Raw genomic sequence first — 22478 nt, forward strand, 5'->3', positions numbered from 1 at the left:
GTTTATAAATCAACAACCGCCCGGCTGCCGTCTTCGTTCAGGACAACATACATTTTTTTACTGTAAGCACCATCAGGTAGTGGGTTGCCGTCCACGATCTCTTCAATAAAGCCATCGTTGTCGTATATGGGATATTTCATGTAATCCCATTCTCCGATATTAATCAGCTTATGTTCGGCATCGTAATAACACGTCATTTTTTCAGTCATAATTACCTCGCAATCCAGCCAGTATTGCCGTTTCCACTATCTTTTATCCATTCACGCGCTAGAGTTGCATTAGCTATTGGCCCGGTTCGATAATATTTACTGCCAGTTACAGCTGAGACTATTCCCTCAGGGGATCCTTCTCCGGAGTATATTCCAGGCCCTGGGCCACCACTTCCTGTTGAAAGAGTCGTTCGGAATGTTTTGGCCCAAGCCTCAGTGAAGCTTGCCGCACTCGACCCTAGTCGATAGGTATCATCCCGGCTTAAAGCGATGCCATCCGCTGCGATTTGACATACTGTCGATGTGCCAATTCGAAGTAAAATTGACGATCCATCCGGTGCTCTGATGTCAGTGTTCCCTTCTACAGAGCTGATAAATCCGCCTTTAGCCATATAAATTCTAGAGCCGTCACGCGCATGAAGCTGGAACTGAGTCCCGTACCAGTGCGGAATTGTGTCTTCTACCGTAGAGGTCACTGCATCGTAGTAAGCGCAACGTGTCGATCGACTTGTTCCCGCCACTGAGCCGTAGGTGTAGAGGGTGTAATCATTTGTGCCCGCCCCTGTCAAAGATGCTCCGGTGGAAGTTTTGATATCCGAGCTGTTACGGCCTTCAATATGACATTTGTCAAATACTACGCGGCTGGCTTTATCCAGTCGAACGCGGAACATTTCCCATGTCGCGATGCGAGTGCCGAAGAAGCGCATGCCCCAAAGGTTTGAACTGGCATTGTTAGATAGTCCGTCAATCCATACCGCAGCTGGTGAGAAATCAGGCTCGCTTTCCATCCCGGATTGTGTAAGCACACCACCAACAAGAGTCGGGTCCTGTAGACGCCAGCCGCTGTGGTGGTCAGGCCCGAAGATGCGCCCACCCAGGCACATAAAGTCTGAGAAACCTCCGCGACCACGGAAGTCAGGCACTGCCGTACCAAGCAACTCGTCATAATACGGGTCTGAATATGTGTTCTGCCCTGGCTTGGGTTTCGCGCCAATTATGGCGAGTCCTACACGAGGTCCCCTGATAAACGGATTAAAAATATGGGTCCCATCTCCAAGGTTTCTATTAGTGCCAAGCGGGAAGGGTTTTCCGTTAATGTCATTGAATGGTGGCAGTTCATCAGACTGAGTTACGTCGAGCAATATTCCAGTCTTTCTAAAATAGCCTGTTATTGTCACGTCGTGAATCTGTGTACCAACTCTGGTTCCAACAAAAATAGCCACATCACAATCGTCACCAAAGTTCGTCGGAGAAAGATTGCTGTAATCACATTTAAGTGTCAGGCCAAGTCCATGAAATCGTACCCCTTCTGCCTGCACATTGAATAGCACAGATAACGGAGCGTCCTGAGGATCTGAAGCCGAACCTCGCCACAATCTCCTTGTTCTGAGTCTTTTTGCAAACGTACCCATTGCGGTGACTCGGACGCCAGAGTATTGCCAGGTAAGCCCCAAATTGTAATCAGCATAGCCATAACCTCCGGCATTATCGGCCTCGAGAACCTGACCGGCGGTGATGACTGCCATCTCCTCATTAACGGCGAGATTTACCTCGCGACCAAGGCTTGTAAAGCGTACTCGCAGCCCACTATTCAGTGCTGCCTGAATAGCTGCCCAGTCGATGGACTGTGTAAGGCTGGTTACGAATGGGTAAGCGATCTGAGCCATTGCCAGAGTAGTGAAGCGTTCGCTCAAAGGGTGAAGCGTACCGTCACCTATCGCACCAAAATCAAATACGCTGACGAACTCTGCGTTTTTCCCGTGCTGAGTACGGCCTATTGCCATTGCAATTGGCTGTTTTACACCTATTAGAGCGTCGCCTAAATCAGTTTCAGTACTGGAAAGAGATTTCATTAACACTGGAGTTTCACCATTTGTCCATGCTTTGGTTGCATAGTTGTATGTTGAAACCATTATGACGATGTTATTTGAAATGAAAGTACGAGTTACTGGTGGGCCGGGATAAATGGTAAGCGTTCCGCCATTGGGATCTGGTGATGATGTATTACCTCCCGGAACTGGATAAATACCCGGCTCCAGGATGGTGTCAATATCTGTGGTGGTGGCGATTTCCGATTTCATCATCAGCGCACCATAATTATTTTCGGACATAAGCACCTCATTAAGTAATCTCAGGTGCGATTAAAAGCGAAGGGGAGAGAGGGATACAGTAAACAGGCGAGCGGTAACGCCGCCAGGCGATGCTGGCGGCTTTGGTGGGTGTTCAGGATATCATTTCAAGGCAAAGCGCGTAGAGGTGCTCCTGTGTGCCGTTTAGCGTCTCAAATTCTGCCTTGCCGCCGCAGGTTCCGTCAGCGTGAACCGGAACCAGCCAGGGATAAACCGCGCGTACTGCTGCTGGCGCGGCGTGCTGGTGGTGGCAGTCACATAACGAGAGCACATAAGCGTGTGCGCCGTCTGCCGTTCTGCCGTTGATGTGGTGGATGGTGGCGTTCTCATTCGTCACGCCATGCACATAGCAGGCGATACAGGGCAGGGATCCGATTTTGTCCATCATGCGCCGTTCGGTTGCGGTCGGCGTCCGTCCTTTTAATCCACGGCACTTAATCGGCTTGTTTTTTGCCCGTTCAGCGCTTTTGATTTGTCGTTCCCGCTGCTTTTCGTACTGTTCGGCCCGCCATTCCGGGTCTGCCTGCTTCGCACGCTGGCGGGCGATGGCCCGCGCCTGGTACTCACGCTGTTTTGCAAAGTGACACTGTAACTTTTCCTGTTCGGTTTTCATGACCGTTACCCCACATATCAGTAAGGCAGGTCAGATTCAGGAACGTATACCGGGAAATCGTTAGTAAGCCCGTCAGTCTCCACATACAGGATAAGCGTGTCGATATACCCGGCTGTGTAGGCGTTACAACGGCTGGCGATTTCGTGGAGCTGCTGGAGCTTTGTGTCAGTGCTGGCGTTGCCGCGTGCAATCTCAATGGCGATCGCCGCTTTCTGAGTCATCAGGTCGGCATCAGAATCAACGTCGTCGGCCAGTTCGCGGGCAATCGTCATCTCAGGCTTTGCCAGTGCCTCAAAATTAATATTCCCGGTCATCAGAGACAGGGTATAGAACTCGCGGCAGGCGTTATACCAGTTGCGGCGGTGGTAGCTGGTGTCGCTATGAACCTCACGCATGTTGAGTCCGGCATTAACATGCGATTCCATCATGGTCATGGCGATATCCATGATTTCATCGTCGTGGCCAGCCTCAACAGCCAGAACGAATGCCTCTTCCTCTTCGCTAAGCGGGGTGCAGTCAGGAATGAACGTGCGAGGCGGCATAATTCGGTCGCTGGAGTCCTGGACGTCGCTGTTATCAGCGGTGGAAAGCGCAACGGTTGTCAGTGATTCGGCAATATTCATCGCGGTTTCAGCGCTGACGTGCTGGCCTATGCTGGTGTCGATAAGGTCATCACCGTCAACCCTGAACTGTCCGGCATCCTGATAAAAGCCCTGCCAGTGAACGTCCGTGAGTCCGTAGCGCAGGACAATATCCCGCGCCTGCTCTGCATCACTTTTCAGCCCATCGAGGCGGGTAATTGTGTCCTCAGCGACTTCTGCAGGTGTGCGCAGGAACGGGTTACGCGCTTTCGCCTGGGCGATGGCAGCGGCCCCGGTAAACTCTCCAGCGGCAACCAGCATGTTGAGGATCGCCTCTGGTTTGGTGCGGGCGCTGGTGGTAGGTTTCCATTCACGGCTGGTGTTGAGCGCACGTGCTTTCCGGCGCTCCTGCTTACGGCTGGCCTGGTCGATATCGTCATCACCATCAGTGATATCCAGAGCCTGGCGCAGACCATAGCGGCGAAAATAGGTGAACGTCGCGCCAACTTTCTGGCATTCATCCAGGCGCTTGTCCTCTTTCATGTACGCCGGGAGACGGAACGACACTTCCGTGCTGGTTGGGATATGCAGGAAGGTAGTCACCATCTCAAGCGGCAGCTCGTCGCCTTTCGCAAACTCCTGCTTAAGCATCAGGCCATGCTGATAAATCGGGTCACGCAGCATGTCCAGCATCTGTGCCAGGCTTGCATGGGTGAAATCCAGCGTTTCGTTATAACGATCGCGCAGCGGGTTTTTCAGTTCGTGAATCATGTGCGCCAGCGCTTCGTTAACGTTGGCGTACTGCTTACCGGGCGCGACATACACCTCTGGCGCGGTAGCTGGTTGCACTTCCTGTTCTTCACCCTGATTTGAGGGCTTTTTAGCGGCGGGAATCATCGCAGCACTGGCGTAACCAGCGGCTTTAAGGCAGGTGAGGGTTTGCGCCAGCAGTTCGGCAGCGTCAGGAATAGACAGTAAAGTAGTCATTTGGTTTGCTCCTGTGTATGAGACTGAAGCCCACTTTCTAGATGGGCGGGGTGGAGTTAGAAACCGTACACAGTCGGCGGGCGTATTACGCACAAGGCGCTATTAGCCGCACTCCACCCCATAATTCAGCACTCACGTAGCCGGAGCTACCAGAGCATAAATTCTGGGTGCAAAAAAATCACGCTGACGGGGTGATATGCCGCTGTGTATTGAGGTGTTTCTAGCACCTGATATAGATCTTAAAGTAACTACAAATTAGATGCAAGGTAATTACTTATGCCTTGTCCAGCGTTTCAGTTCCTCCGCAGACTTGATGATTTCTTGTGGTGAGTGAAAATCATAGGTTCCTGAATCCCAGTTGCCGCATCGTTCAAGGGATGTTATGTAGTTTGTAAACGCATTCCTTATTTTTGATGCATCACGCTTATTGCTGACGAGGAGTAGTGCGTGGAGATCGGATTCGCTTAAGGTTTTGGTTGGGTAGTGTCCGCGATCGGCTGATTCCTGCTGGTGGTCCAGAGAGAGTGTTATCTTGTCTGCGATAAAATTAAATTCCTTTCGGCGTTCGCCTTTGATTGCAAAGTGATAGCTGATGTAACCGCTGGCGAAAGTTCCCAGAACTGAGACGAAAAGGGCTATGGTTGCCACTACATCACTATAACTCATGAGGGATATCCTTATGTCTTACGCAGAGTTTGCAGCGACGTTGGCCTTGGGGATTGCTGTAGGTAATACACTTACCTGCCTATGGTTTATCTGGTTGTCTAGGCGCTGCTAAGTTCGGATATCTTATATCAACTACAAATAAGGATTCCATTACCGCTCACATCTAATTTTGTTGTCTTTCTGACAAACCAGCATAATCCCTTCCCGTAGCAGGCGGTTGCGAACTCCCGCTTGCTCTCATCGGAAATTGCCTTTTGCTTTATTGATATAGCCATTGTTTTACTCTTTGTGATGTTGAGCCATTCCGCCCCCGGAGTGGCTTTTTTTTATTTGTACTACATGCCAGCGGTAACGCCGTTTTTGATCCTGCCTTTTCCCCGATACGCTTCAAGCCTCACAAAGGGGGCGTTGTGACCATAAAGATAAGTAAGCGAGATGATGCTTTTGCAAAGCTGGTAGCCGAGGAGCGGGAAGCGCCGGGCTTTAGCTATGCGAAATCACGCAGCAGAGACTACAAGGGGTTTAACGATGATTTCCAGGCTGAAAAGTTGCTCAAAGACAACGAAATCCAGCAGGCGGTTAGCGTTTACCGAAAGCACATTATTGCCAAAGACATTGTTGGTCGGCAGGAGGCATTGATTGACCTGTCGGCCCGTTTCCGTGCGCCGGACGCAACGGCGGTGATGCTTGAACTGCAGGCGCTGGAAAAGCAGAGGCTGGAGCCAGAAGTATTCCGCAGCCGCCTGGCGGCGATCGACACCAGAGCCGTCAAAAACATAAAGCGAACCAAACACGGCTGGCAGGTGGAGGGGCTGGATAAGTCGAACCTGGCCGCAAGGATCCTCACGCTTGCGGGTGTCGATATCAGTAAGCCGATTTCAGACGAGGGCAAACGTATTGCGCGTGAAACTCTGACCGAGATTTACAGGGATATAGGCGGCGATGACAGCGATTGAGACGACACCAGAGCATGACTTAGAACGGCGCAGCTACTGGCTAACCGAAAAAAGAAAATGGCCGAGTGGCGGCGCACTATGCGTGCCTTAACTACCAAACCGCACCGTGTTAAATGCCTGCGTGGTGGCCGTGGTTCCAGTAAGTCATGGCGAATCGCTGAGGCACTGATTGAGCTGACTGTACGTTATGACCTGCGCGTGCTGTGTTTGCGCCGGGTACAGAAGTCTATCGACGCTTCATCCCATAAGCTGCTGGCCGACACGATCCGCCGTCTGGGTTATGAGGCTGAGTTCACGATAACTCAGAACAGCATTAAGGCTAAATCTGGGGCTGAGTTCCGGTTTCTGGGGTTCCAGTCCAACCTGGACAGCATCAAATCCATTGAGGGTGTGGACATTTGCTGGGTGGAGGAGGCGCACGCTATTTCTGCTGAGGCATGGGAAACCCTGGCACCAACGCTACGCCGTGAAGGTGCAGAGCTGTGGATTACCTTTAACCCGGCGTTTGCCTGGGATGAAACCTATGTACGTTTCGTCCTCAATGCAGAGGATGACTGGTTCGTTGAAGAGGTGAACTGGTATCACAACCCGTTTTTTAACTCGACGCTGGATAAAGAGCGCCTCTACACCCTGAAATATTACCCCGATCGCTACGACAACATCTGGAACGGCGTTCCGGTCAATGACCTGCCGGGCGCGGTAGTGCATCGCGGTAATCTCGAAAGGCTGGTCGTTAAGCCCGATTCACGCCTGGCGAAAGCGTGTCGCACTGGCGTTAAAACAGCAGTGCTCGACGTTGCCGACGATGGCGATGACGATTCTGTGCTGGCGTTCTTTAACGGTCGTTTTCTTTACCGTATGGAGCGCCTCAAGGCGCGTGACACCGTGCAACTGGCGCAGCAGGCGCTGAAACTGGCAACAGAGGAAGGTTGCGCGGTACTGATTTATGACTCTGTGGGCGTTGGTTCCGGCGTTAAAGGTGAGCTGAATAAGTTTGATGACTCAGAAATTGAGTTCCGTAAATTCGTTGCCCAGGGCGAGGTGCTGCGTAAAAAATCACGCTATCGCGGTGGCCGCAATAACGAAGAAACATTCCATAACCTCCGCGCCCAGGCGTGGTGGTCATACCGTGACGCAGTCAATGATACGGTGCGCTGGCTGGACAATGACATCATGCCGCCTGATGGCCTGTTCGCCATCTCCAGCGATATCCCGCGCCGCTATCTCGATCGCATCCTCTCTGACTCCACTGGCGTTATGTGGGAAACCACCCCAGAGGACAAAATCATCATCGAAGCGAAGAAAAAAGTTAAACAGCGGCTGGGCGTGTCCACGGACTACGCCGACGCCATTTTCCCGCATCTGGTACGCATGAAATCAGGAATTATCCAATGACGAGTAAAACAAGCCTGATTCCCGTAGAGGGGATCCTGACCAAAGAGGGCGTAATGCCCCCGCAGTACAACCATGACGGTTATGTCAGCATGATGACCAGCGTTGCGGCTGGCGGTCTTTCACAGGGCGCTGCCGGGATGGGTTCGCCAACCGCAAACCGCATGAAAGCCCGTTCTGCTGAGGGGATGATTCCGCTGGTGGCGGCTATGGCTGCGGAAACGTCCGGCATTGGCTGGCGCATTATCACTGAGCCGGTTGCAGCGGCAATGCTGAACCAGTTCACGGTGGTCACTGATAACCCGGATGATGCTGAGAAAATTAAAGACCTGTTTGGTGATATGCGGGTGTGGCAGTGCGTTGAAAAAGCCGTTGTCCTTAAGCGTCACATGGGGTGGTCTGTGCTTGTCATGGGGGAAGAGTGGGTGCGCAGCCACGGTGCGAACTGGATTACCCCATCTGATGACTGGTTCACCGATTACAATTCGCCGTTGTTCGGGCTGCCGGAGGGCTGGCGCATCCAGTTAAAAAGCCCGGTCGGTGGCGAGGTATTCATTGAGCAGGGCGATTCTATCCTTTTCGGGGATCCAGAATACCAGCCCATTTACGCCTGCGCAGGCATTGAATTTGGTGCTCCGCTGCTCAGCAAGCCTTACGCCTCTTTACAGCGCCTGGGGCTCTCCCATGAACTGATTATCAGCATCCTCTCGCTGTCGGTTCAGGACATCTACAAAAAAGAGGAGCTGGCGGAAGATTTAAAATCTGCCAAAGGTGAAGCGCAGGTAGCCCGGCGCATAGGTGGCATTGCAGCTACACGCCACCTGAACGACATGATTGCAGTGGATAAAGACGAGTCTATTGAGCGCCTGCAGACTGTCATGACCGGAACGGCTGACCTGGTCGATATGGCTATAAAGCTGGTCTGCGCCGAAACAGGTTTCCCGATCGCAATGCTGGCCGAACGTAAAGGCGGCCTGTCGAACAGCGATACCAGCGCAGATGCGCAATGGCAGAATCTGGTTTCGCACATCACCACCAACGACATTATTCCGGCGCTGAAAAAGCTGGCGCTGCGCTATCTGGGCATCCGGGCTGAGTTCGTGCCGAACAAGAGCCAGGGGCAGATTGACCGTGAGGTTGAGAGGGATAAGAAAGTCGCGGAGACGGTGCAGATTTACTACAACATGCGGGCCGTAACCAGCGAAGAGGCGCGGGCAACGGCGCAGGAAACAGGGGCTGTCGTCCTGCTCTCTACCACTCCGCCAGCCACTGGCACCATAGATGACCAGAATGACGACGATTCAGACCAGAATCATGATAAATCGAACCAGGGCGGCACCAAAGAGGGCCAAAGCGAGGCCAATAATGGTAAAGAGTGAGCCACGCTATGACGCTGGTTATCCGCTGGCGATCGAGTCGGTATACGCCCAGCGCCTGGGTGACAGCGCCAGGAAATATGGTAAATGGGTTCGTGATGCCTGTTTAAAGACGTACCGCGCGATCGGGAAATCCGGCGCGGTCGTGAATACTGACGCGGCTGACGGTCGGGATATTTCAGCGGATGACCTGCTGGGTGAGCTGGTCACAGCGGCAACGGTTAAAAAAGTGCGCGTTTATATTCGTCAGCAGATGGGGAAAAACTTTTCGAAGCTGACCCGCGCTAAGCAGGAATCTATTATCCGCGCCGTTGCGATGGAGATTGCGCCGGATTCGGCGCTTTTCCTTCGTGCCATTCCCGCGCTGCTGAAAGATGGCGAGTTCGGCGCAGTACCGGCTTACGCTATCAGTGAGGTGCGCAGGCAATCAGCTATCAGCCTGGCTAAAGCCGTATCAAAGGCCAATAACACCACGCCTGACGCTTTTATCCGCGCCATCAACAAAACCGCCGATGACGTGCAGGCGGCGATCGTCAACGGTAAGTTCGGCTTTACCGACGCTTATTACGAAACCTATTACCAGCGTTTTCGTGTTGACGGCGTGCCGCTTATCGACCTGAAAACAGGCACAGCGGCAACGGCAGACACAGCCGGGGCCGTATCAAAACAGCTTCTGTCACTTACCGAAACCATGCGGGAGGCCAGCACGGTGACGTCGCTGGCCGCAATGGACGCCGCCAGCACGCAGGTGCTCAACTCAGCCGTTGACGATTTCAGGCTGATTATCCGCGCCGCTGCTGATGTGGATCTCGCTCCCGGCATCACGCTCCCGCATGAGAGCATGGCCGACCTGATTTCGGTTGATATCTATGATGGCGATAAAAAGCTGTTGCAGCAAACCTCTGACTGGCTGGATGCCAGCATGGGGAGAATGCAGAACGTCAGTGAAGAGGCATTGCAGCGCGGCATCAAGACAATGCAGCAGGGGCTGCGTGAGGGCCGGGGCGTTGACGATATCGCCAGCAAACTTGCTGACGAAATGGAGATCCCCTGGAGACGCGCCCGCAACGTCGCCCGCAATGAGATTGGTAATCAGGCCTGGAATCTGGAGGAGGCCAACGCCCGCGTTGCCGGGATGAAATATTACCGCTGGCGCGGGATGTTAGACGAGCGCGAGCGAAAACTGCATGTTGTGCGGGAAGGACAGGCCTATACGCCGACCAGACCGCCACGAGACGGAAACCCCGGCCAGCCTCACGGTTGCCGTTGCTTCCCTGAATGGTTGTTCTCTGCGTCGGATGTAGCAGACGCGGAGAGAGAAATTGCAGCAAGAAACCCCAGTCAACAATGACGCAATCAGACAATGGACGATAACCCCCGAGGGTTATCTCCAGATTGATATCCCGATCGCCCGTCCGGGCGTACTGGTTTATGACCGCAAACGCGGTGATGCATTCACGGCAAAAGAGTACCGCTCAGCTGATGAATTGTTTAACCAGGACTCAATGAATACCTTAATTGGCAAGCCTGTGACGGTGTCACATCCGCGCAATGGTCTGGTTACTTCCAAAAATTACCGTTCCGTTGCTGCCGGGGTTGTCACCGCCGTCATGCGCCAGGGCGACGAGCTATTTGCACGTGCTCTGGTTCAGGACGAAAAGTCTATCCGGCTGATTCAGCAGGATAAGACATTGCGGGGCGCGTCGGCGGGTTATCAGTGTGACGAAAAACCCAAAGTAACGGGGCGATCTCCTGACGGGCAAGAGTACGACACAGAGCAGAGGGGGATAAATTACAACCACCTCAGCATTGTGCGTAACCCACGAGTTAAAACGGCAAAATTTAATCTGGATGGTGAAGATATGGAACTTGATGAGGCGCTAGCCGAAATCGAAGCACTGAAAACCAAGAATCAGACCTTAACGGCTGACTTGAGCAAAACGCAGGGCGATCTGCTTAAGGCAAATAAGCAAATCATCAATATGGACTCCGCCAGCAACGAAGCATATGAGCGTGGCGTTGCGGATGGCCGTCAGGAGCATCAGCTTAAAGAAGCGGCGAAGCGCCTGAACATCAATACCGATAGCCTGGGTGATATCAACCTGGTTAAGCAGGCCATCATCCGTAAGGCCCACCCGGAAGTGAACATGGACGGCTGGAGCGACGAACAGACTGATGTTGCCCTGTCTATGGCGCTGGTGGCCTGTGGTAAGAAGTTCGAACAAACCCCGCGTAACCCGCGCACACCTAACACCGACGAGCAGGGCTCAGGCGCTAACTCTGCGCACCTGAACTATCAGGCTCGCACTTTCGGCCATAAAAAACAGGCGGATAAATAATGCAGACCACTATTCAAAGTGATTTTGATGCTGGCTTGCCGGGCGACCTGGTAACGCTGATGTCCTTCCGTTCGTCTGCCCGCGTGCAATCCCATCGTGCTGGTGGCGAAATTGCACCAGGTGACGCCGTCAAGCTGACTTCCGGTAATGATTCGACCGTGGTTGCGCTACCAAGCTCCGGCGATGCAACTGATGCTATCGGTATTGCTGTTGGCGCTCATTCCAATATGCCAGCTATGCCGGGCTTTGGTAGCAATGTTAAGCCGGGGGTTGTCACGCTCAACTGTCCTATTGGCATTGTCGAAGAGGGCCCGATTCGTGTTGCGGTTAAATCCGGAGAATCACCGAAAGTGGGCGACCTGGCTGTGCCAAAGGGCCGTAATGCCAATGGCTACATGGAGTGGGGCGTAGCTGGTGCCAGCGAAAAAAGCCGCTTCCGCTTTGAATCTCCCACTCAGCGTGGCCGTATCCCCACTGCGATCGTGATGGTCACTGACGGTGATTCGCTGGCGACGGGTTATCCGCATGACGTGCCTGTGACGGGTGTGGCCATCGCGCCGAAAACAGCATCCAAAGCTGCAGGCGGCACTCAGCAGTTAACGCCAACTATTAGCCCGTCTGGTGCAACCAATAAAGGTGTTACGTATGAATCCAGTAATGCCAATGTCGCCACGGTTGATGCCAGCGGCCTGGTGACGGTTAAAGCAGGCGCAACTGCCGCACAAACCGCAACCATCACCGTTAAAACTGATGATGGCGGCTTTACTGACACCTCTGTAATTACCGTCAGCTAACAGGGAACAAAAAAACAATGAACGAGAAATTAATTGCTCAAATGATGCAGCAACTGCTGGCGGAAGCGCAGGCGGGCGGCTCCATTCAGAACCTCAACACGGATGAGCAGGGGCTGATTTTCGCCCGCGATCTGATTTCAATGTCCAATGACGTTTACATGGAAGAAATGCCAGCACCTGTGGCGCTGACCATGTTTGCGCAGGAGCCTGGCATCAGTGAGGGGGCGAAGTGGGCAGGGTATCGCATGTACTCCGCCGCAGGCATGGCTAAAATCATGGCAGCTTACGGCACTGATATGCCGATGATGAGTGCCAAAGGCCGCGAGTTCTTCGCGCTGATGTACGATATTGGCCTGGGCTATGGTTACACCTACTCTGACGTTCTGGCGGCGGCAATGTCCGGCACACCGCTTGATAACATCCTGGCGCTGAATACACGCGAAGCGCATGAGCGCACCGTCAGCAACCTGCTGTGGCGCGGCAACAAGGAATATCAGATTGTCGGCTTTATCGAGCATCCAAACATCCCGCTGGTGGCGCTGGCTGGTGGCTGGGCTGCAGGTGACGGTGACAAAATCTGTGATGATGCCTCAGCGCTGATTTCGGCGGTTAACTCCACCAAAATCTACCAGGTTAATGAGTTCCATATGCCGTCGAAAGCCTGGTCACGCATTCAGGGTCTGCGCCTGTCCGGTACGCTGGGCACCGTGCTGTCGTTCCTGCGTGCCTCTTACCCTGAAATTCAGTTCCGCAAAAACTCCGATCTGGATGATGACGGCATCTGCATTGCGCTGGATAACACCCGTCGTCACTTCGCCCAGGCTACGCCGATCCTGTTCCGCCAGTTACCGGTTCAGCGTTCTGGCCTCGACCTGTCTATCCCTTGCCTGTCCAAAACCGCTGGCGTGATTGTTCGCGCTCCGCTGGCTGCGGCTAAATCCTCAAAGGTTATCTAAATCATGGCTGATAAAGAAACGGCATTCCTGACCAACACCACCGAAGCGCCGATCCACATCGGTGCTAAAAACGACGAAGGCACGGTAATCACTATCACCGTTGCCCCGCTGGAAGCGGTGGAGGTTGATAAAGCCACGCTGAATATTGGCGGCGTTAAGCAGTTCCTGGACGAGAAGAAGCTGAAAGTTATCTCAGCTGCAGAGGCTAAAAAGCTCACCAAAGAGCATGACGGCATCCTCACTTCTGACGACGAGTAAGGCTCTCGTATGACGGTAAACGAATGGTTAGCCATTCTGCTACCGGGGATATCACTTGATACGGGCGCTGTTAGCGCCCTTTCTTCTCAGTGTGAGCGGCTCTATGACCTCCGGGCCGCTGCGGAATACGGTTACGACACAGACCGCCTTAAAGCGCTCTACGTGGCCGCTAATCTTGCCCCGATAGCAGTGGAAGGAATCAGCGCCAGTGTGCGCGGTGTCGCCAGCAGGCGTGAAGGTAAGGTGGCAATGACCTTCACCGCCGCAGCGCAAAAGGCTGGCTGGGAAGGTACGCAGTGGGGCCAGGAGTTCCTCGACGCGATGGGCAATCTGTCCGGTGGCTGCATTGTTATCGGTCATGCATCTTAACGGGATATTCTGCTAAAAATTGGGTTGGCCAGCTGCGGCGCCCGCCGCTAAAAATCTGCCAAAGCCCATCATGCCAGATGAATATTCCATTTTTTAACTTTCAGTTTTGGAGTTTGATCTTATGTCTAAAGTACGCGCGAAATTCCGCTGTCATTTCATTCAGAAAACAGATGATGACTCATATCGCACAATCCACATGAGCCCTGTAACGGCTGATACCCCTGAAAATAAAACCTGGTCGAAGTATACGCCGGGTGGGCAGTTGCAGATGGTTGTCTCTAACCCAGCAGCATTTGAGCTGTTCGAGCAGGGTAAAGAGTATTTCATCGACATTCAGGCCGCTGAATAAACCATTACAAAGCCCATCTGCGGGTGGGCTTGATAATGGTGTTAATGATGGAGGTTGTATGCGTGGTGGTGCAAAGCTCGAAACTCGCGGCGCTGACCGTGTTATCCGCCAGCGTATCCAGTCGCTGGCGGGTGTAACCCTCACGGTCGGCATACACCGTGGAAAAATGAATGAAGGTATGGATGTTGCGACTTACGCAGCATGGAACAACTTCGGTACCAAAAACGCTATGGGGTGGGAACTGATACCAGCCAGGCCGTTTATGACGTATTCATCTGACTATATCGCTGAGTGGATGAAAACAGCGGCTTATAGGGAGTTGATAAGTGATGTCATTCAGGGTCGGATAACCGTTCAACAAGCGATAGTCAGAATCGGCACAAAAGCCGTTCAAACTACACGGCAAACCATTAAAACCAAATCCCTTTATAAGCCCAACACGCCTGAGACGATCGCCCGCAAAAAAGGGAAATCTACGCCGCTCGTCAATGACGGGGTTATGGGCAATACAGTGTCTTACAAGGTTGGTTGAAAATGAGGCGATTAATTCAATATTGGCAACCCCTACCAGCTGAGAACGTGGGAGGTATTACCCGCCAGGAATATACAGACCAGCAACCCGCGTTTCTCAGCATGCAGCCTGTTGATGGTAATGGCTCGTTCAGGCAGTACCTGGCTGGCCGTAAGCCCCATGACTATCTGGAGGCCATCGGTGAAGCGGATCTCCTGGTAACTGAGGAGGGCGAGCATAACGGGGCGATCGTGCTTTGTGGTGGCAGATATTACGAAGTGGTGCAGCGCCAGGAGTGGCTTAACGGCGTGATTAACCACTATGAGTACCTGCTGTTTGTCATGAAAGAACAGGACGCGCTGGCGCTGGTGGGATAATGGCTGGCTATACGGTCAAATTAATGACCGTTAGCGGGGAGGTTGCTTACCCGGATTACAGGGCGGAAAAGGCGACATTCAACGCTAACGGCAATATCAAAGATATTCTCTTCACACCTTACAACGGCAGCGATATTGCTTTCATCACGGCAATCGAACTCTCTGACGGCAGCGCACCGGCGATTACGATCCCCGCCGATTTCGCGCTGTCGGTCGGCTGTGTGGTGAAGTTCCCCACTGGCACGCTAAAGCCCACTGATACCCAGGCCAGGGCATTAATCATGACGGGTGCGCCATACGTCGCGCTGGTGCGCCTGCGTCAGGCGCTGATGCAGCTGGTGGGTGACAACCCTCTCTATGCGATGCAGAAGCTACCAGAGCCAAAGGATCCGTTTACTGCGCTTCACCTGCTCAGTTCTGGCCGGGAGCCGCAGCCCTTTGCGAAAACGTGGGATGGTGATTACAGGGTATATCACTACAACTGTTACGCCAGCGTGCTGGTTATCCGTTCTGCCGACGACGCACAGGAGTTCCTGGAAAACTTCATGCTAGAGGTGGATAGCACCGATGGCGATTTCTGGCAGTTCAATAACAACTGCTCCATTGACCGCTCAGGCGATTTCGAGAATAGCTCACCGCTAATTGATAACCTCGTTTACCAGCAAATGGCTCAGGTGACACTGTCACTGCAATTTGTTTACCAGCACTACAAACGGGAGCGCTGGCTTGAAAGCGCAACAGTGGAAAAGGGCAACAAGGTGACGATCGTCATCAAAGGTGCATAAATGGCAGATTTAAGCAGGCTTTTTAGCGTGAAGATTGGGCGGCAGGCGACTGCGGCCCAGTATGGGGTTTTCGGCGTGGGGATTATCCTTGCGCCTGCTGCGGCGTTCTTTGGGCTGAAATACTCAAACTACGATACCGCAGATATCAGTGATTTTACCGATTTATACCGGGTCTATAGCGGCGCTAATGCGGCGAACGACGCGGCCACGGATGGGATTTCCGGCGATAACCTGCTGGCGGTTCAGGCGTACTTCTCACAGAAACCCGCGCCGGATACCCTGGTCGTCGGTGATTTGTCGGCGGTCTACACCAAAACCATGATTGCGCTTAACGGCGTTCCGGTTGCTGGTGCGCCAGCGGCTACAAAAGCGACCATTGGTTATATCAAAGGCAACGATTATCGTAGCGCCAGCTATGACGGCACGGCATGGAAGAGCGGCGGAACTGCGGTAACGGACATCGTGGCTGACTCTGGCGGGGCCGGGCGCTTTACTGTGGATGGGCGCATTGTCTATCTGGAGGGCGCGGAGGTTGTACACGCAGAATCTACAGCGTCGGCGGCGGCTGTTCCGACAGCTATTGCGGCAATCAAAAACCAGTACAGCAAGTTTTTCATGTGCATGACACCGGTTCGTATTCTGTCAGTGCAGAAAGCGATCGCCGACTGGGTTGAAGCGCAACCAAACAAAATGGGCGTGTTTATTGATGATTACTCCGTTTCCACCTGGGCTACGGACAGCATCACCAAATATCTGCACGATAAGAACATGACAGGTTCTTTTGCCATCAGCACTAAGCGGGCTAAAAACTTCCTTGATGCGGCACTTGCAGGGCGTTGCCTGGTTATGCAGCCGGGCTCTGAGACCTGGGCGCTTAAGACGCTTAACGCAGTGCAGGCGGATGACTTCACCGAAACCGATTATCAGAAAATCCGCGCGCTTAACGGCAATACCTTTGAGGACTACGGGTCTGGCGTCACGGTGACTTATCCCGGCCTAACAGGTTTTGGTGAGTCAATCGAGGTTGTGCGATTTGCCTTCTGGCAGGCTGACCGCATGCAGAAAGACCTCGCAACGCTGTTCGTGAACCGTAACAAAATCGGTCATGACCTGCCGGGCTATGAGGTTGTCTGCGCCAAAATGGAAAGCTCCCTGCAAGCCGGTAAAGACGCAGGCGGGATCCTCCTGGACTTCACCAATGCTGATGGCGATCTGGTTCGTGGCTTTACCGTAACGCGCCCGACTATGGAGCAGGTTAGCGCCACGCAGCGCATTAACGGTGATATCAGTATTCCGTTCAGTTTCTACCTCCGCTACGCCATCAAGCATGTTGATGCGATCGGCTCAGCCATGACCTACGGAGTTTAATTATGTATTTAGGCGTAATGTCATCCAAAGACTGGCTGATTACCGTGGGGATCCTTCCGGTCATCGGCCTGGCGAAAGACAGTAACATCACACTGGAAATGGCTGATGACCAGGTCACGGTTACATCAGGGATCGGCGGTGACTGGTCTTTTGTGGACAATCCCACTGATGAGGGCTCGCTGACGTTCGTTACGCAGCGTAATTCCCCGTCTAACACAGCTCTGGCGCTTATGCAGAAAACCAAAGCTGTTATTCCGGTAACTCTGACCAATACCCGTAATAAGACGGTTCACCGTTTCACCCACGCCATGTTTACGCGCCAGCCTACCGATGGTGCGAATAACGGTGCTGGTGCTCAGACTCTGGAATGGAAGCTGGTAACGGGCGAAGTGGATTCGGTTATTAATGGGGTCTCTGTCTGATGGATAACGGAATCAAACACGTTGAAGTCAACGACAAAGCCTACTGCATCATTCGCATGAGCGCGTTTGATGCGATCCACTTTAACCTGCGCGTGGCGGAAATCCTGTCGAAGCATGGTATCAGCCAGGTTGAAAGCATCCTGACGATGTCATCCAAGATTTTCGGCGTGCTCAACCGGGCAGACCACGACGAACTGCTCTTTACGCTGCTGGAGAAATCCCGCGCTCAGGACGTGGAAAGCGGCAATTTCCTGACCAGTTGGGATGAAGTAAACCTCCACTTTACCCCTGATAACATCGCTGATGTTTACCTGCTGGCGCTGGAGTGCCTCAAGCTCTCCATTCTGCCCGTTACCGCAGGGTTAAAAAAATATTGGTCTGGACACAGCGGCAACGATGCAGGGAGCCATGCGGCAACTGTTCAGCGCCTTGTTGAAAACCTTAACCCCACCGTCCGCACAGAACTCGTCATCTGGCGAGTGATTGAAAGCGGCCTGATTAGCTACGCAGACGTAGTGACAGGCCGCGCCTCCTTTGATTCCATCATGAGAGCTTCCGCCGTTATCCAGTTTGATAACGCGGTTCAGCACGCGCTTAGCAAGGTGAAAAAATGACAGACATGTCTGCTGACCTCGTAACGAAAATTGATGTATTGCCTGACCTCGCCGGGTTGAATAGCTTTGATGCCGCTATTGATAAAGCGATCGCCAAAGTTAACCAACTGGACGCCGCTATCAAGCGCGTCAATAATTTGAAGCCCTCCAGTCCGTATGCGCCGTCGGGCGCGTCAGCGATGCCATCTGCCACGACAACCGCCGCCGTCGCCGCTATCACAGCGACAGGCGTAAATTTGATAAGCCGTACCCCTCTGGCCGACACAGTAAGGAAAGAGGCTCAAAAGGTCGCACGCGCAGCCGTGCAGGGGGCTGGTGGCGGAGTTGCAGGTCTGCTATCTCCTCCGGGTGGCGGAGGGTTAGGTTTGCCACCTCCGCCACAGGGTGGCTGGTTTGCTGGGCGAGCGGGTGGATTAATGGATCCTCGTGCAGGAAATCCACTGTCAAAATATGACACCTCAGCCAAAAGTTTTTCAAATATGCCACTTACTCCAGCGGCTGAAGCAATAAAAACAGCTACGGGCGGCGGTTTCCGCTTTGGAATGGATAACCTGCTTGCGGGTGCCGGCCTCACTGCCGGGGTGGTGGCCGGGGCTAATGCAATGGCTGACAGCATGGACACCATCCAGCGCCAGCAGGCGCAACTGGCAAGGCTGGCACAGACGACGGGTGATGCTAAAGAGGCGTTCTTCGCGCTGAATGCAGCGGCCAGCGATATGCGAAGCGATAGCGGCTCGTTTATTTCCACCTATACCAATATGGCTACGGCTACGGAAAAGCTTGGCTATTCTCAGGAACGAACCATCAAAGCCACGCAGGGGCTGGTGGGCGCACTACAGTTAGGCGGAGGAAGTGAGGAAGCGAAAAGCGCAGCCCTTTATCAGATGGGCCAGGCGTTTTCTTCTGACCGGTTCGGTGGGGATGAATTCCGCTCATTCATGGAAGCGATCGGCACGATGGCGCCAAAAGTCGCAGAGGCATTCGGAACGGACGTTAAGGGTCTGCGCCAGATGTCAGAGCAGGGCAAACTGACTGCGGATGCGATGTTCAAAGCCTTTGAGAAAATGGCCGCAAACAATGCCGACCTGCTTAAAAAGCAGGGCTGGACGTGGGGTCAGGTAACGACGGTAATGGCGAATGACTGGCAAGCATTCCTGGCTAAAGCCACGATCGGCGGCGAATGGCAACGGTTCACTGACTGGGCGGCAAATACCCTTATTCCTGTGGCCAGAAGTGCGGAGAAAGAGGTTGCGGAGTTTTGGTCAACGCTGTCCGACGATAGTAAATCGACGATTCTGATTGGCATCCTGGGTGCGGTAGGCGCAGCATTCGCAGCGCTGGCAGTGCCAATAATCGCAGCAATTTGGCCTTTCCTTGCTGTTGGTGCTGCTGTCTGGTTCTTACGCGAGGTATTTATTGAGTGGAAACACTGGATGAATGGTGAGGGCGGTTCGATTTTTGATGAGCTATTTGGAAGTTTTGATGAATTCGAAAAGCGCTATCCAAAAATAGTTGAAATGCTCAGAGGTCTTAGAGAGGTATCTGGAGTAGCGGAGCAAAAGGTATATGAGATTGCGGGAATAAAAACAGAAGATACAAAGCTGAATTCAATTACAAAGTTTATGCTGGATTTGGGGGGAAGCATTACAGGGCTGTTCGGTGGTGGCGGAAATCTCATGAATCCCGCCATTGTTCCGCCATCAGCCAAAAACAATGCACAGACCACGATAACCAATAGTGGTAATACCTCTACAGTCATTCAGGTCGCCAGTCCAAAAGAAGCAGCTGAAACGGCCAATAATTTGACTAATCCCGGTACAATGAATAGTGAGCTAGGTGGTAATATGCATGAGGTAACTGGGGCAAGGTAAATAAAAATGTTAAAAAAATATGCTTTGGCATTGGGTTTGATTGCGGTTTCTGTTGTTCTTTACGCATCATTTGGTGAGAAGGCCATACAGCAAGTGTTACTAATAGGAAGATCGTTTGGCTTGTTGGGCGGACTGATTATGCCACCAAGCTAGTATCTATCCCAGCGGTAACGCGATGTAACCACGTCAGAGAAAGTGAAAGAATCCCCTGTATCAGGGGATTTTTTTTGGGGCTTTTATGTCTGACATGGGTATTGCCGCGATAACTGCGCCGCGTGATGAAAGGGCTGTTATGGTCTTTGAGTCCGGCGTTACAGTGTCACTAAGGCTTAAAAAGCGCGAGGAGTTGAGCGTCAAGCGAACTGTTGCCAAGGGCAAGGTTGAAACTGGTTATAAAATCTCAGACGGAACGGTTGACGATCCGAAGGTAATCACCATTGAGGGAATTATTACCGGGGCCATGCTGCCGTATGGGTTTGGTCTGCTTAACGCTACGCAAAACATGGTTCTGGCAATGAACCAGGCGCAGCAGATTGAGGCCGCCTATGACCTCAAAGAATTCGTGTCCGTTTACACCTCATTCAACGCCATGCCGCAGGCGGTAATCACTTCTCTCAGTATTTCCCGCGAACCTAAGCAAAACTATCTGACCGTAAAGCTGACGGCTGAAAAAGTCGACACGGTGACTTTTCAGCGCTCCAGATCCATTAAATCGAAAAGTTCCAGCACGGCAGGGCAGGGGAGAGTTTCAGCAGGCAAAAAGAGCGCCGCGCCTGTTGTGGCAACCAAGGAGCCGCAGAAATATGACACTCTTACAAAAATGAAGCGAGCGGTAGAGCGTGGGGTTAAGGAAATATTCCTATGACCATTGCACATTATGAAATCAATATCATCCCTGACATCCCAGACCAGGAATTTACCACCTCTTTAAACGGCCTCATTTTGAACATGAGGCTGTATTTTTCCGACACCACAAAGCTGTGGTGGCTGGCTATTTCTAATTCAGATCGTACCGTTACGTTGTCACATATTTGCATGCGTCCAGGCATCTGGCATCCGCTAAGTGGTCGGATGCCAGGCTATTCCGGTGCGGGTGCAGTGGGTGTTGCGCGTCTGCGTCCTAATGTTCCGTTCGGCAGCGTGGATGCCTTTAATGGGTCGTTCGGCCTTTATCTATACGATGATGTGGAGAGTGATTAAGTGGGGCGATTTTGGGAATGGATAACTTATCGGGTGGGGTTAATAACGGCAGCTATGGCGACGTTATCATTAAATGAATGGGCGGTGTTAATAGGTATTGGCTGTACGCTCGTTACCTGTGGCGTGAACTGGTATTACGAGCGCCGCAGGACGTTAATTGCAGAGGGGGCCGTGAGTGGGAAATAAATCAAAACTCAGTGCCGCTATGCTGGCGTTAATTGCAGTCGGAGCGAGCGCCCCGGTTTTAATGTCTCAATTCCAGCATGAAAAAGAAGGAACCAGCTTAATAGCGTATCAGGATAAAAGCCGGGGGGTCTGGACTATTTGCGGCGGTGTTACTTACGTTGAAGGAAAGCCGGTAATCAAAGGCATGAAATTAACGCAAGCGCAGTGCGACAAAATTGATAAAGCGGAACAAGCAAAGGCGCTGGCATGGGTGGATAAAAATGTCAGGGTGCAATTAACCGAACCGCAAAAAGTTGGTATCGCTTCATTTTGTCCGTGGAATATCGGCCCCGGTAAATGCTTTACCTCGACGTTTTACCGAAAGTTAAACGCCGGAGACAGATTCGGTGCGTGCGCGGAAATAAAGCGCTGGGTGCATGATGCCGGGCGAGATTGTCGAGTGAGGGAAAATAACTGCTTTGGTCAGGTAATCCGGCGTGACCAGGAGTCGGAATTAACGTGCTGGGGTTTGGATAAATGAAAGCAAAGTACGCCGTTGTTATTTGCCTGTTCGTAGGCGCGTCTTTGGGTAGTGCTGGCTGGGCTATCCATCATAACAGCTATGAGGCTGGTAAAAGCGCAAGCGACCAGGAATGGAATACCAAATGGGCTAACCGGGATCTGGCCGATAAAGCCGCTCAGTTGGCGCAGGAAAAAGCACAGCGCGACGAAGAACGCCGCCGTAAGGATGAAACTGAGGAGATTGTCAGGAATGCAGAAAAAGAGAAACAGAACGCGCTGGCTGAAGCTGCTGCCGCTAATGATGTTGCTGGCCGGTTGCGCGGAGCGCTCGCAGATATCCGGCGTAAACTCGCAGCCAGTGAGACAGGCAAGCTTTCCGCAAATGTCGCCAGCAGGCAGACAGCCGCCGAAGCCATCAATATGCTTGCCGACCTGTACGAAGAATCTGACCGCCGCGCGGGAGAACTCGCTCAATATGCTGATGCAGCAGTCAGCGCCGGGAGCGTCTGCGAGCGCACCTATGACGCGGTAACGCGATCTGTTGAGTGATCGAAACGGATCAATTAATGCCCGTTTATCATTGATGCAGGTTATGAGTGAATGAAAAGGGTGGGGGTGTGATGTTTGTCGCTTGTTTGTAGTTGCAACAGAGGCCAACTACATATACGA

At 52.7% G+C, this 22478-nt stretch carries 27 protein-coding genes; 22 read left to right on the top strand and 5 right to left on the bottom strand.

Going from position 1 to position 22478, the window contains the following annotated elements:
- Positions 1 to 2: 2 nt before the first annotated feature.
- The 5 genes from K5I40_RS06095 to K5I40_RS06115 all read right to left on the bottom strand — a co-directional run bounded on the left by K5I40_RS06095 (position 3) and on the right by K5I40_RS06115 (position 5185).
- Positions 3 to 209, bottom strand: coding sequence for a hypothetical protein (locus tag K5I40_RS06095; protein WP_223074066.1), 207 nt, complete (start codon positions 207 to 209; stop codon positions 3 to 5).
- 2 nt (positions 210 to 211) lie between these two features.
- A complete protein-coding gene (locus K5I40_RS06100) occupies positions 212 to 2320 on the bottom strand; it encodes a hypothetical protein (protein ID WP_223074067.1) in 2109 nt (702 codons plus the stop codon).
- Between the two features lie 112 nt (positions 2321 to 2432).
- On the bottom strand, positions 2433 to 2951 hold the full coding sequence (locus tag K5I40_RS06105) for a Ref family recombination enhancement nuclease (RefSeq protein ID WP_223074068.1): 519 nt from the start codon (positions 2949 to 2951) through the stop codon (positions 2433 to 2435).
- A gap of 17 nt (positions 2952 to 2968) precedes the next feature.
- Positions 2969 to 4519: an ERF family protein gene (locus K5I40_RS06110; RefSeq protein WP_223074069.1), complete on the bottom strand. Its 1551-nt coding sequence runs from the start codon at positions 4517 to 4519 to the stop codon at positions 2969 to 2971.
- Between the two features lie 270 nt (positions 4520 to 4789).
- Positions 4790 to 5185 (bottom strand): hypothetical protein, encoded by a 396-nt coding sequence (locus K5I40_RS06115; protein WP_223074070.1) that lies wholly within the window; start codon positions 5183 to 5185, stop codon positions 4790 to 4792.
- Positions 5186 to 5595: 410 nt separating this feature from the next.
- Here K5I40_RS06115 and K5I40_RS06120 point away from each other — a divergent pair, with 410 nt between their 5' ends.
- From K5I40_RS06120 to K5I40_RS06225, 22 genes are all read left to right on the top strand, one after another.
- Complete coding sequence (locus K5I40_RS06120) at positions 5596 to 6141, top strand: hypothetical protein (protein WP_223074071.1); 546 nt, start codon at positions 5596 to 5598, stop codon at positions 6139 to 6141.
- Between the two features lie 78 nt (positions 6142 to 6219).
- Complete coding sequence (locus K5I40_RS06125; RefSeq protein ID WP_251929557.1) at positions 6220 to 7536, top strand: PBSX family phage terminase large subunit; 1317 nt, start codon at positions 6220 to 6222, stop codon at positions 7534 to 7536.
- On the top strand, positions 7533 to 8912 hold the full coding sequence (locus K5I40_RS06130) for an anti-CBASS protein Acb1 family protein (protein ID WP_223074073.1): 1380 nt from the start codon (positions 7533 to 7535) through the stop codon (positions 8910 to 8912). Before K5I40_RS06125 ends, K5I40_RS06130 begins: the two co-directional genes overlap by 4 nt.
- Positions 8899 to 10260 (top strand): phage minor head protein, encoded by a 1362-nt coding sequence (locus tag K5I40_RS06135; RefSeq protein WP_223074074.1) that lies wholly within the window; start codon positions 8899 to 8901, stop codon positions 10258 to 10260. Before K5I40_RS06130 ends, K5I40_RS06135 begins: the two co-directional genes overlap by 14 nt.
- Positions 10232 to 11248: a DUF2213 domain-containing protein gene (locus K5I40_RS06140; protein ID WP_223074075.1), complete on the top strand. Its 1017-nt coding sequence runs from the start codon at positions 10232 to 10234 to the stop codon at positions 11246 to 11248. Before K5I40_RS06135 ends, K5I40_RS06140 begins: the two co-directional genes overlap by 29 nt.
- On the top strand, positions 11248 to 12042 hold the full coding sequence (locus K5I40_RS06145) for an Ig-like domain-containing protein (protein WP_223074076.1): 795 nt from the start codon (positions 11248 to 11250) through the stop codon (positions 12040 to 12042). The genes K5I40_RS06140 and K5I40_RS06145 overlap by 1 nt, the downstream gene beginning before the upstream one ends.
- Before the next feature lie 17 nt (positions 12043 to 12059).
- A complete protein-coding gene (locus tag K5I40_RS06150) occupies positions 12060 to 12998 on the top strand; it encodes a major capsid family protein (protein WP_223074077.1) in 939 nt (312 codons plus the stop codon).
- A 3-nt stretch (positions 12999 to 13001) separates the two neighbouring features.
- The gene (locus tag K5I40_RS06155) at positions 13002 to 13256 is read left to right on the top strand and encodes a hypothetical protein (protein ID WP_223074078.1); all 255 of its coding nucleotides are present in this window, start codon (positions 13002 to 13004) and stop codon (positions 13254 to 13256) included.
- A 9-nt stretch (positions 13257 to 13265) separates the two neighbouring features.
- The gene (locus tag K5I40_RS06160; protein ID WP_223074079.1) at positions 13266 to 13625 is read left to right on the top strand and encodes a DUF4054 domain-containing protein; all 360 of its coding nucleotides are present in this window, start codon (positions 13266 to 13268) and stop codon (positions 13623 to 13625) included.
- Positions 13626 to 13746: 121 nt separating this feature from the next.
- On the top strand, positions 13747 to 13974 hold the full coding sequence (locus K5I40_RS06165; RefSeq protein WP_223074080.1) for a hypothetical protein: 228 nt from the start codon (positions 13747 to 13749) through the stop codon (positions 13972 to 13974).
- Between the two features lie 58 nt (positions 13975 to 14032).
- A complete protein-coding gene (locus tag K5I40_RS06170; protein ID WP_223074081.1) occupies positions 14033 to 14506 on the top strand; it encodes a hypothetical protein in 474 nt (157 codons plus the stop codon).
- 101 nt (positions 14507 to 14607) lie between these two features.
- The gene (locus K5I40_RS06175) at positions 14608 to 14862 is read left to right on the top strand and encodes a hypothetical protein (protein WP_182920033.1); all 255 of its coding nucleotides are present in this window, start codon (positions 14608 to 14610) and stop codon (positions 14860 to 14862) included.
- The gene (locus tag K5I40_RS06180) at positions 14862 to 15647 is read left to right on the top strand and encodes a hypothetical protein (RefSeq protein ID WP_223074082.1); all 786 of its coding nucleotides are present in this window, start codon (positions 14862 to 14864) and stop codon (positions 15645 to 15647) included. The genes K5I40_RS06175 and K5I40_RS06180 overlap by 1 nt, the downstream gene beginning before the upstream one ends.
- Positions 15648 to 17015 (top strand): DUF3383 family protein, encoded by a 1368-nt coding sequence (locus K5I40_RS06185; protein WP_223074083.1) that lies wholly within the window; start codon positions 15648 to 15650, stop codon positions 17013 to 17015.
- A gap of 2 nt (positions 17016 to 17017) precedes the next feature.
- Positions 17018 to 17437: a phage protein gene (locus K5I40_RS06190; RefSeq protein WP_223074084.1), complete on the top strand. Its 420-nt coding sequence runs from the start codon at positions 17018 to 17020 to the stop codon at positions 17435 to 17437.
- Complete coding sequence (locus K5I40_RS06195; RefSeq protein ID WP_251929559.1) at positions 17437 to 18051, top strand: hypothetical protein; 615 nt, start codon at positions 17437 to 17439, stop codon at positions 18049 to 18051. Before K5I40_RS06190 ends, K5I40_RS06195 begins: the two co-directional genes overlap by 1 nt.
- Entirely contained in the window at positions 18048 to 19922 is a 1875-nt protein-coding gene (locus tag K5I40_RS06200) for a tape measure protein (RefSeq protein WP_223074086.1), read from the top strand. Before K5I40_RS06195 ends, K5I40_RS06200 begins: the two co-directional genes overlap by 4 nt.
- A 238-nt stretch (positions 19923 to 20160) precedes the next feature.
- Complete coding sequence (locus K5I40_RS06205) at positions 20161 to 20787, top strand: phage baseplate protein (RefSeq protein WP_223074087.1); 627 nt, start codon at positions 20161 to 20163, stop codon at positions 20785 to 20787.
- On the top strand, positions 20784 to 21122 hold the full coding sequence (locus tag K5I40_RS06210; protein ID WP_223074088.1) for a phage baseplate plug protein: 339 nt from the start codon (positions 20784 to 20786) through the stop codon (positions 21120 to 21122). Before K5I40_RS06205 ends, K5I40_RS06210 begins: the two co-directional genes overlap by 4 nt.
- Before the next feature lie 33 nt (positions 21123 to 21155).
- On the top strand, positions 21156 to 21308 hold the full coding sequence (locus K5I40_RS06215; RefSeq protein ID WP_309241907.1) for an HP1 family phage holin: 153 nt from the start codon (positions 21156 to 21158) through the stop codon (positions 21306 to 21308).
- 19 nt (positions 21309 to 21327) lie between these two features.
- The gene (locus tag K5I40_RS06220) at positions 21328 to 21828 is read left to right on the top strand and encodes a lysozyme (protein WP_223074339.1); all 501 of its coding nucleotides are present in this window, start codon (positions 21328 to 21330) and stop codon (positions 21826 to 21828) included.
- The gene (locus K5I40_RS06225; RefSeq protein ID WP_223074090.1) at positions 21825 to 22358 is read left to right on the top strand and encodes a DUF2514 family protein; all 534 of its coding nucleotides are present in this window, start codon (positions 21825 to 21827) and stop codon (positions 22356 to 22358) included. The genes K5I40_RS06220 and K5I40_RS06225 overlap by 4 nt, the downstream gene beginning before the upstream one ends.
- The last annotated feature ends 120 nt before the right edge of the window (positions 22359 to 22478 follow it).

It is taken from the genome of Leclercia sp. LTM14 (assembly GCF_023736175.1).
Lineage (GTDB): Bacteria > Pseudomonadota > Gammaproteobacteria > Enterobacterales > Enterobacteriaceae > Enterobacter > Enterobacter barmai.

Coding starts and splice junctions, on each gene's coding strand:
- K5I40_RS06175 (WP_182920033.1), top strand. CDS start 14,608: ATGCAGCCTGTTGATGGTAATGGCTCGTTCAGGCAGTACCTGGCTGGC.
- K5I40_RS06160 (WP_223074079.1), top strand. CDS start 13,266: ATGACGGTAAACGAATGGTTAGCCATTCTGCTACCGGGGATATCACTT.
- K5I40_RS06095 (WP_223074066.1), bottom strand. CDS start 209: ATGACTGAAAAAATGACGTGTTATTACGATGCCGAACATAAGCTGATT.
- K5I40_RS06115 (WP_223074070.1), bottom strand. CDS start 5,185: ATGAGTTATAGTGATGTAGTGGCAACCATAGCCCTTTTCGTCTCAGTT.
- K5I40_RS06125 (WP_251929557.1), top strand. CDS start 6,220: ATGCGTGCCTTAACTACCAAACCGCACCGTGTTAAATGCCTGCGTGGT.
- K5I40_RS06150 (WP_223074077.1), top strand. CDS start 12,060: ATGAACGAGAAATTAATTGCTCAAATGATGCAGCAACTGCTGGCGGAA.
- K5I40_RS06180 (WP_223074082.1), top strand. CDS start 14,862: ATGGCTGGCTATACGGTCAAATTAATGACCGTTAGCGGGGAGGTTGCT.
- K5I40_RS06110 (WP_223074069.1), bottom strand. CDS start 4,519: ATGACTACTTTACTGTCTATTCCTGACGCTGCCGAACTGCTGGCGCAA.
- K5I40_RS06165 (WP_223074080.1), top strand. CDS start 13,747: ATGTCTAAAGTACGCGCGAAATTCCGCTGTCATTTCATTCAGAAAACA.
- K5I40_RS06190 (WP_223074084.1), top strand. CDS start 17,018: ATGTATTTAGGCGTAATGTCATCCAAAGACTGGCTGATTACCGTGGGG.
- K5I40_RS06100 (WP_223074067.1), bottom strand. CDS start 2,320: ATGTCCGAAAATAATTATGGTGCGCTGATGATGAAATCGGAAATCGCC.
- K5I40_RS06185 (WP_223074083.1), top strand. CDS start 15,648: ATGGCAGATTTAAGCAGGCTTTTTAGCGTGAAGATTGGGCGGCAGGCG.
- K5I40_RS06200 (WP_223074086.1), top strand. CDS start 18,048: ATGACAGACATGTCTGCTGACCTCGTAACGAAAATTGATGTATTGCCT.
- K5I40_RS06155 (WP_223074078.1), top strand. CDS start 13,002: ATGGCTGATAAAGAAACGGCATTCCTGACCAACACCACCGAAGCGCCG.
- K5I40_RS06195 (WP_251929559.1), top strand. CDS start 17,437: ATGGATAACGGAATCAAACACGTTGAAGTCAACGACAAAGCCTACTGC.
- K5I40_RS06170 (WP_223074081.1), top strand. CDS start 14,033: ATGCGTGGTGGTGCAAAGCTCGAAACTCGCGGCGCTGACCGTGTTATC.
- K5I40_RS06135 (WP_223074074.1), top strand. CDS start 8,899: ATGGTAAAGAGTGAGCCACGCTATGACGCTGGTTATCCGCTGGCGATC.
- K5I40_RS06205 (WP_223074087.1), top strand. CDS start 20,161: ATGTCTGACATGGGTATTGCCGCGATAACTGCGCCGCGTGATGAAAGG.
- K5I40_RS06145 (WP_223074076.1), top strand. CDS start 11,248: ATGCAGACCACTATTCAAAGTGATTTTGATGCTGGCTTGCCGGGCGAC.
- K5I40_RS06210 (WP_223074088.1), top strand. CDS start 20,784: ATGACCATTGCACATTATGAAATCAATATCATCCCTGACATCCCAGAC.
- K5I40_RS06220 (WP_223074339.1), top strand. CDS start 21,328: ATGCTGGCGTTAATTGCAGTCGGAGCGAGCGCCCCGGTTTTAATGTCT.
- K5I40_RS06225 (WP_223074090.1), top strand. CDS start 21,825: ATGAAAGCAAAGTACGCCGTTGTTATTTGCCTGTTCGTAGGCGCGTCT.
- K5I40_RS06130 (WP_223074073.1), top strand. CDS start 7,533: ATGACGAGTAAAACAAGCCTGATTCCCGTAGAGGGGATCCTGACCAAA.
- K5I40_RS06105 (WP_223074068.1), bottom strand. CDS start 2,951: ATGAAAACCGAACAGGAAAAGTTACAGTGTCACTTTGCAAAACAGCGT.